The organism is Caulobacter sp., assembly GCF_049283275.1.
In the GTDB taxonomy this organism is placed as follows: Bacteria; Pseudomonadota; Alphaproteobacteria; order Caulobacterales; family Caulobacteraceae; genus Caulobacter.
Window position 1 is genome coordinate 1 of sequence record NZ_JBAPVS010000284.1, and the last position, 7,985, is coordinate 7,985.

General features: G+C 67.9%; 10 protein-coding genes. 6 read left to right on the top strand and 4 right to left on the bottom strand.

Going from position 1 to position 7,985, the window contains the following annotated elements; translation table 11 throughout:
• Positions 1-141: 141 nt before the first annotated feature.
• Positions 142-1,482 carry a hypothetical protein gene (locus tag WAL33_RS16165; protein WP_422182548.1) on the bottom strand — a complete coding sequence of 447 codons (1,341 nt, stop codon included), beginning with the start codon at positions 1,480-1,482 and terminating at the stop codon, positions 142-144.
• Between the two features lie 118 nt (positions 1,483-1,600).
• Between WAL33_RS16165 and WAL33_RS16170 the strand changes: the two genes are divergently transcribed.
• A complete protein-coding gene (locus WAL33_RS16170; RefSeq protein WP_422182549.1) occupies positions 1,601-2,689 on the top strand; it encodes an MBL fold metallo-hydrolase in 1,089 nt (362 codons plus the stop codon).
• A 38-nt stretch (positions 2,690-2,727) separates the two neighbouring features.
• On the opposite strand, the gene WAL33_RS16175 is transcribed toward WAL33_RS16170, so the two are convergent.
• Positions 2,728-3,261 (bottom strand): SRPBCC family protein, encoded by a 534-nt coding sequence (locus WAL33_RS16175; protein WP_422182550.1) that lies wholly within the window; start codon positions 3,259-3,261, stop codon positions 2,728-2,730.
• Complete coding sequence (locus WAL33_RS16180) at positions 3,258-3,614, bottom strand: ArsR/SmtB family transcription factor (protein ID WP_422182551.1); 357 nt, start codon at positions 3,612-3,614, stop codon at positions 3,258-3,260. The genes WAL33_RS16175 and WAL33_RS16180 overlap by 4 nt, the downstream gene beginning before the upstream one ends.
• Positions 3,615-3,749: 135 nt before the next feature.
• On the opposite strand from WAL33_RS16180, the gene WAL33_RS16185 reads away from it, so the two are divergent.
• From WAL33_RS16185 to WAL33_RS16200, 4 genes are all read left to right on the top strand, one after another.
• Positions 3,750-4,193 carry a MarR family winged helix-turn-helix transcriptional regulator gene (locus tag WAL33_RS16185; RefSeq protein WP_422182552.1) on the top strand — a complete coding sequence of 148 codons (444 nt, stop codon included), beginning with the start codon at positions 3,750-3,752 and terminating at the stop codon, positions 4,191-4,193.
• On the top strand, positions 4,190-4,960 hold the full coding sequence (locus WAL33_RS16190; protein WP_422182553.1) for an enoyl-CoA hydratase: 771 nt from the start codon (positions 4,190-4,192) through the stop codon (positions 4,958-4,960). The genes WAL33_RS16185 and WAL33_RS16190 overlap by 4 nt, the downstream gene beginning before the upstream one ends.
• A gap of 154 nt (positions 4,961-5,114) precedes the next feature.
• Complete coding sequence (locus tag WAL33_RS16195; RefSeq protein WP_422182554.1) at positions 5,115-6,080, top strand: SDR family NAD(P)-dependent oxidoreductase; 966 nt, start codon at positions 5,115-5,117, stop codon at positions 6,078-6,080.
• Positions 6,081-6,212: 132 nt separating this feature from the next.
• On the top strand, positions 6,213-7,073 hold the full coding sequence (locus WAL33_RS16200; protein ID WP_422182555.1) for an SDR family oxidoreductase: 861 nt from the start codon (positions 6,213-6,215) through the stop codon (positions 7,071-7,073).
• Positions 7,074-7,126: 53 nt separating this feature from the next.
• Here the strand turns inward: WAL33_RS16200 and WAL33_RS16205 are convergent, their stop codons facing one another.
• Entirely contained in the window at positions 7,127-7,462 is a 336-nt protein-coding gene (locus tag WAL33_RS16205) for a TfoX/Sxy family protein (RefSeq protein WP_422182556.1), read from the bottom strand.
• On the opposite strand from WAL33_RS16205, the gene WAL33_RS16210 reads away from it, so the two are divergent.
• Positions 7,463-7,942 (top strand): GNAT family N-acetyltransferase, encoded by a 480-nt coding sequence (locus tag WAL33_RS16210; RefSeq protein WP_422182557.1) that lies wholly within the window; start codon positions 7,463-7,465, stop codon positions 7,940-7,942.
• Positions 7,943-7,985 lie beyond the last annotated feature (43 nt).

The following is a 7,985-nucleotide window of genomic DNA, read 5'->3' on the forward strand; positions in this document are numbered from 1 at the left end:
GGACATGCCCTTGCGGCGTGTCCCCACTTCAGGCCGGTGCGTTGTAAGGGGACACGCCGCAAGGGCATGTCCCCGTATCCCAAAGAAAAAGCCCGCCGGGATCGCTCCCGGCGGGCTTGCTGTTTCAGGCTGTGCGCCCGATCAGCTCTTGGTCTGGTTGGTCGGCAGCTTGCAGCCGCCGCCCACGCCCTTGGCCTGCAGGCAGGACAGGAGCTCGGCCGGCTTGGGCATGGTCTGGCCCAGCGGATAGGCCATCACCCAGCCCGGCAGGCCGTCGGCGCAAGCGACTTCGACGAAGCCCTGGGTCGCGGTCTGGCCGATGATGCGCGAACCGGAGACCACGCAGCTGCCCTTGCCCATGCCCTTCAGGTCGGACGACAGGCGCGAGAAGGCGGCGTCCTGCTTGGTGAAGCTGCAGCGATAGCCGTTCATTTCCGACGTCACGCAGTCGTAGACCTTGTTGTCCGTGGCCGTGAAGATGCCGATGCCGCCGTCCGGGCGGTTGGAGCACTTCAGTTCGACGATCTCCTTGCGGGGGTCGTTGCTGGGCAGCATGCCGTACTTTTCGACCTTGCAGTCGAAGCCGGCCTTGGTGGCCAGCTTGGTGTAAAGCCCGGCCTGTTCGGTCTGGGCGGCCACGGCGTCGCTCAGGGTGCAACCGCCGCCGACGAAGCCGGCTTGGGCGCAGTCGATGGCCTTGACCAGGGCGCCGCCGGCCGCGGCCTGTTGCAGCACGTAGCCCTTGCCGTCCTGGCACGAGACTTCGAAATAGTTGTCGGTCTTGGTGCTGAGAATGTAGCGCTTGTCCTTGATCGCGCAGTTCTTGCCCGCCCCGGCGTTCAGCGTATCAACGACCGCCAGCTGGGTGGCCTTGTCGGTCAGCTTGCAGCTGACGTTGCCGCCTTCCTCGTACAGCAGGCAGCTGTTGATCGTGACCTCTTGGTCAAGACTGATCGGGGCCGAGGTCTGGACGATGTAGCCAGCGCCGCCCTTACAGGCGACTTCGAAATAGGCGTTCTTGGCGCCGGAGCCGATGGCGCGGGCGTTTTCGATGTCGCAGGGGATCTTGGCCTTTTCCAGATACGGCGCCAGGCCGGCCTTGGGGTTGGCGTTGCCGGGCAGCACGCAGGCCAGGGCGCTGGGCTTGCCGTCGGCGCCGGCGGCGGCGGTTTCCAGACAGCTATAGGTCTGCGGAGCCGTATCCTTCTTGGCCAGCACCGCGAAGCCCAGACCCTGTTGGCAGGCGACCTCGTAGTAGTCGGTGGCGGTTTTCTTGTCGCTGCCGATCAGACGGGCGTCCGTGACGGTGCACGACACGCCGGCGGTCTTGACCAAGTCCGGCGTGGCCTTCATGCCGGCCTCGCGGGCCTTGGCGTCGATAGCGGTGGCTGCGGCCTTCTCCTTCGGCGCCGAGATCACGGCGGCCGGAAGGAGCGCGGCGAGCGCGAGGGCGGCCGACAAGCCGATCGCGATGGGCCTCATGGGGGTATGTCTCCTGGGGTAAATTCCTCGCGGCGGACTTAAGGCCCGCTTGCATCAGGGGTCAAGATGTCGTCCGAGGAGGACGCAATCATGACGACGGTCGCAAGCGGAGGACCAGATGCGAGACGGGATCGAGGACGACGCGCCCGAACCGCCTGAAAAGACGGCCAGGCCGCGGCTGATCTATCCGTTCGAAGCGACGCCGGAGACGGGTTCGGGCCAGGCCGTCGAGGTCGCGCCGGGCGTCCTGTGGCTGCGCCAGCCGCTGGGCGGTTCGCTGGGTTTCATCAATGTCTGGGCGATCGCCGACGGCGAGGGCTGGGCGGTGGTCGACACCGGCCTGCAGACCAAGGAGACCTCCCAGGCCTGGCGGGCGGCGTTCACCGGGGCTCTGGGCGGTCGCCCGATCACCCGGGTCATCTGCACCCACCTTCATCCCGACCATGTGGGCCTGGCCGGCTGGATCGCCCGCAAGTTCGACGTCCGGCTCTGGATGACCCGGCTGGAGTATTTCCAGTGCCGGATGCTGGTGGCCGACACCGGCCGCGAGGCGCCGGAGGACGGGGTGCGGTTCTTCCACGCGGCCGGCTGGGACGAGGACGCCATCGACAATTACAAGGCGCGGTTCGGAGGGTTCGGCAAGGCGATCTACCAGATGCCCGACAGCTATCGCCGCATGAGCGACGGCGAGACTTTCCGAATCGGCGATCACGACTGGCGCGTGGTGACGGGTCAGGGCCATTCGCCGGACCACGCCTGCCTGTGGTGCGAAGAGCTGGGCGTGCTGATCTCGGGCGACCAGGTGCTGCCCAGGATCTCGTCCAACGTCTCGGTGCACCCCACCGAACCCGACGCCGATCCGCTGACCGACTGGATCACCTCGCTGGCCAAGGTGAAGGCTGTGACGCCGGACACGGTGCTGGTCCTGCCGGCCCACAACGACCCGTTCCGGGGGCTGCACGCCCGCATCGACCACCTGATCGCCGGTCATGAGCGCGGCCTGGCGCAGTTGGCGGGCAAGCTGGCCGAGCCCAGGCGGGCGGTCGACGTGTTCGGCGCCCTGTTCGCGCGGCCGATCGGTCCGGACCTGCTGGGCATGGCCACCGGCGAGGCCCTGGCCCATCTCAACTGCCTGATCGGCCGGGGTCTGGCGACCCGTGAGACCGACGGCGACGGGGTGAACTGGTACCGGGCGGTCGGAAGCTAGGACGGGGACAGGCCCATGGACCTGCCCCCAATCGAGCCTCAGGCCGGCAGGCGCTTTTCGTACTCGGCCTTGAGCTTGCTCCAGCCGTCCCAGAACGACGCCGTCTGCGGCTTGCCGCTGATCCGCGTGACCAGCACGTCGAGGTGCGCGTGCCAGCCGGCGCTGACGTTCAGCAGCTGGGCGCGGTCGGGCAGGCGGCGGTGGATGACCGTCAGCAGCACCTTGTCGCCGGCCGGCTCCAGCTCGAACGAGACCTCGCCCTGGTTCCAGGTGAAGGCCAGCTTGCGGCCCGGCTCGAACGCCAGGATGCGGCTTTCCAGGCGGTGTTCGGCGCCGAAGCCGTCCGGCCGCTTGCCCGGCGGATCGCTCAGTTCGTCATTGCGCCAGACCAGCTCGAACGGCGTGTTTGTCTTGGCCTGCATCTGGCCCGAGGCCAGCCATTGGCGGCGCAGTTCGCTCTCGGTCAGATAGGCCCAGACGCGGTCGACGGGCCCCGGCAGCAGGCGCTGGATCTTCAGGGTCAGGGGTTCGATCAGTTCGCCGTAGGCGTCCAGGGTCGCGGCTTCGCTCATCGGTCGGTTCCTTCCTTGGGGGGCGGGGTCTTGCGGGCGTCCTCCTCGCGAAGGAGCCGGTCCAGCACGTCCAGACGGCTGGTCCAGAAGTGTTCGTAGAAGTTCAGCCACTCGTGGGCGTCGGCTAGCGGGCCGGGGTCGAGGCGGCACAGGTGGGTGCGGCCGCGGACCTCGCGCTGGATCAGGCCGGCGGTCTCCAGGGCCTTGATGTGCTTGGAGGCGGCCGCCAGCGAGATCGAGAACGGTTCGGCCAGCTGGCCCACCGTCCGTTCGCCGTTCGCCAGTTCGCGAAGCATCCGGCGACGGGTGGCGTCGCCGAGGGCGTGAAAGACGGTGTCCAACTGGGGGGTCATCTGGGGGGCAAGTAATTCAACCATGTGGTTGAATGTGTAGGGCGGTCTGCGAAGAGTCAACCAGATGGTTGAATGATTTCAATCAAGGGCGAAACATTCGTTTGATATTTCGTGCGCGAACTATAACCTCGTCGCATGTCCACGCCCCCCGATCGTCGCCTGGTGTTCCTGCTCAACGTCGCGCACCGCAGGGTGCAGCGTTATGTCGAGGCCAAGATGGCCGCCAAGGGCGGGCTGACCGCCGCCCAGTCCGGCGCCCTGTTCGTGCTGGGCCAGAAGGACGGCGCCTTGATCGGCGAGGCCGCCGAGGCCCTGGACCTGGCGCCGTCGGCCATGACCGGCCTGGTCGACCGCATGGTCCGCGCCGAACTGGTCGAGCGCCGGCCCGATCCCAAGGACGGCCGCGCCTTCCGCCTGCACCTGACGCCGCATGGCGAGGCGGCGCGCGAAGAGGCCAAGTCCGGGGTCGAAGGCCTGAACGCCCATCTCACCGAAGGCTTCACGGACGACGAGATCGCCGTGGTGTCGCGCTGGCTGACCAGCCTGCAATCGAAGTTCCCCAAAGGAGACCCCCAATGACCGATCACGTTCAGGTCGCCGTCGACGCCGGCGTGATGACCATCACCCTGGCCCGTCCAGACAAGAAGAACGCCCTCTCCAACGCCATGTACGGCGTGCTGGCCGACAGCCTGGAGCGGGCCGAGACAGATCCCGCCGTGCGGGTGGTGGTGTTCCAGGCCGACGGCGACAGCTTCAGCGCCGGCAACGACCTGCAGGACTTCACGGCCCAGGCCACCGGCGCCTTCACCGGCGAACGCCACGTGATGCGGTTCCTGAAGAACCTGGCCAAGGCCACACGGCCGCTGGTCGCCGCCGTCCAGGGACAGGCCGTGGGCGTGGGCACCACCATGCTGCTGCATTGCGACCTGGTGTTCACCAGCCCCGACGCCAAGCTGACCGTGCCGTTCGTCAACCTGGCCCTGGTGCCCGAGGCCGCCTCCAGCCTGTTGCTGCCGGCCCGCATCGGCCACGCCCGCGCCTACGCCATGTTCGCCCTGGGCGAGGCGGTCAGCGGCGAGACGGCTGTGGCCTGGGGCATCGCCAACGCCTGCGTGCCGCTGGCCGACCTGCGCGCCAGGGCCCAGGAGGCGGCGGCCCAGCTGGCCAAGCGTCCGCTGGGCGCCCTGACCGTCACCAAGTCGCTGATGCGCGACGCCGAGGCCATCGCGGCCCTGATGGACAAGGAAGGCGAACTGTTCGGTCAGCGCCTGCAGACCGCCGAGGCCCGCGAAGCCTTCATGGCCTTCGCCGAGCGTCGCGCGCCGGACTTCTCGAAGGTCTCCTAGAGCTGTCATCCCGGGCGTAGCGAAGCGAAGACCCGGGACCGACGCCTGAGCGCCGCGTTCCAGCTCGGTCCCGGATCGGCGCGCTACGCGCTTGTCCGGGATGACAAAGTTTAGTGCGTTGAAAAATAGGACAAAGCACAGGGAGCGAAACCTCATGGCCGACCGCATCAAATCCGCCTTCGGACCCTTCACGGACGCCCGCGACGTGGTCGCCGGCCAGGACCTGACCGGCAAGGTCGCCATCGTCACCGGCGGGGCCACCGGCATCGGAATCGAGACCGCTCGCGCCCTGGCCGAGGCCGGGGCCGAGGTCGTGATCGCGGCGCGCAAGCCCGACCTCGCCGAGGCCGCCGTGGCCGACATCGCCAAGACGGCGAAGGGCAAGGTCTCCTGGTCGATGCTGGACCTCTCCAGTTTCAAGTCGATCCGCGCCTTCGCCGAGCGCTGGGGCGATCGGCCGCTGAACCTGCTGATCAACAACGCCGGGGTCATGGCCTGCCCGCTCGCCTATACCGAGGACGGGCTGGAGATGCAGATCGGCACGAACCATTTCGGCCACTTCCTGTTGTCGGTGCTGCTGGCCCCGAACCTGGTCGCCGGCGCCAAATCGGGCTGGGGCTCGCGGTTGGTGGCGCTGTCGTCGATCGGCCACCGCCGCGCGCCGATGAACTTCGACGACCCGCACTTCCGTTCGCATCCGTACGAGAAGTGGGAAAGCTACGGTCAGGCCAAGACCGCCAACGCCCTGTTCGCCGTCGGCTTCGACAAGCGGTTCAAGGATCAGGGCGTGCGCGCCTTCGCGGTGATGCCCGGCGGCATCTTCACGCCGCTGCAGCGCCACCTGCCCATCGAGGAGCAGAAGGCGATGGGCTGGCTCGACGACGACGGCAACCCGCGCGCCGGCTTCAAGACGCCCCAGCAGGGCGCCTCGACCAGTGTCTGGGCCGCCGTCGGCGCGGAGCTGGACGGGACCGGCGGCCTCTACCTGGAAGACCTGGCCCAGGCCCTCCCATGGACCAAGGACAACCCCTGGACCGGCGTCATGCGTCACGCCCTGGATCCCGAGGCGGCCGAGCGCCTATGGGCCCTGTCGGTCGAAACCACAGGCGCGGGGGGCTGATGCGGTCGGCGGCGCCGGCCCGGTCGCCGCCGCCGTCATCGGCCTTGCCGGGCCGGCGTTGAAGGATCAGGGTCTGGCCCGCCGTATGGCCGTCGGCGTCATCCTGGCCAGAACCGCATCGAGAGCAGAAGCATGAGCAGCCTAGCTGGCAAGACCCTCTTCATCACCGGCGCCTCGCGCGGCATCGGCCTGGCCATCGCCCTGCGGGCGGCCCGCGACGGGGCCAACATCGTCATCGCCGCCAAGACCGCAGAGGCCCACCCCAAACTGCCCGGCACCATCTACACCGCCGCCGCCGAGATCGAGGCGGCCGGCGGCAAGGCCCTGCCGCTGGTGGTCGACGTGCGCGAGGAGGCCAGCGTCCAGGCCGCCGTCGACAAGGCGGTCGAGACGTTCGGCGGCATCGATATTTGCGTCAATAACGCGTCCGCGATCTCGCTCACGGGCACGCTGTCGACCGACATGAAGCGCTACGACCTGATGCATCAGATCAACGGGCGCGGCACGTTCCTGACCTCCAAGATCTGCCTGCCGCACCTGAAGAAGGCCGCCAATCCGCACATCCTGGCGCTGTCGCCGCCGCTGGACATCAAGCCCCGCTGGTTCGCGCCGCACGTCGCCTATTCGATGGCCAAGTACAATATGAGCCTGTGCATGCTGGGCATGGCCGAGGAGTTCCGCGCCGACGGCGTGGCCTGCAACGCCCTGTGGCCGCGCACCGCCATCGCCACCGCCGCCATCCAGTTCGCCCTGACCGGCGAGGAAGGCCTCAAGCACTGCCGCACCGTCGAGATCATGGCCGACGCGGCGCATGCGATTTTCCTGAAGCCCTCGCGGGAATTCACCGGCCAGTTCGTGATCGACGACACGTTCCTGTACGGCGAGGGCGTGCGCGACTTCGACCAATATCGCGTCGATCCCACCGCCACCCTGATGCCGGACTTCTTCGTGCCCGAGGACAGCGTCCCGCCGCCGGGGGTCAAGATTGGCTAGACTCTAAAACTCCGCTCATCCCGGCGAATGCCGGGGTGAGCGGAATCTATAGGCTATTTCCGAGGCCTGGTTTTCCGCGCCGTCGCCACCGCGATCGACTTCCGCGCCCAGTCGACCATCAGGTCAGGATCGTCCAGGGCCTCGGCCGGGGCGGTCCAGTAGGCCATCGGGCTCATGCCGAACGGGGCGAACTGGGTGCTGCCGGCCGCTTCGAAATCGGCGCGCAGCGTCTCGTCGCCCTTGAGGTACAGGGTGTCGTCGTCGATCAAGGCAAAGAACAGGCCTTGGGCGTAGAGCCCGACTCCGCCGAACATCTTGCGCGAGGTCAGCGGCCCGACCGGCGCCAGCTGTTCGAGCACGAAATCCAGATAGTCCGAAGAGACCGCCATATGCCCGTCACCATCCGCCCGGCCGTCCCCGCTGACAGCGCCCTGATCCTGCAGTTCATCCGCGATCTGGCCGAATACGAAAAGCTGCTCGACGACGTTCGGACGACCAAGGACGATGTCACGGTCGCCTTGTTCGGGGAAAATCCCAAGGCCTTCTGCGACATCGCCGAGATCGACGGCCGGCCGGTGGGCTTTGCGCTGTGGTTCTACAACTTCTCGACCTTCGTCGGCCGGCACGGGATCTATCTGGAGGATCTGTTCGTGCGCCCGGACGCGCGAGGCTCCGGCGCGGGCAAGGCGCTGCTGGCCAATCTGGCCCGGCGTTGCCTGGACGAGCACCTCGGCCGGCTGGAATGGGCGGTGCTGGACTGGAACGCCCCGTCGATCGCCTTCTATGACAGCCTGGGCGCGGCGGCGATGGACGAGTGGATCGTGCGCCGGATGACGGGCGAGGCGCTGGAGAGGCTGGCGGGGGTGTAGACCCCCTCAGTCGCTCCGCGACAGCTCCCCCAGAGGGGGAGCA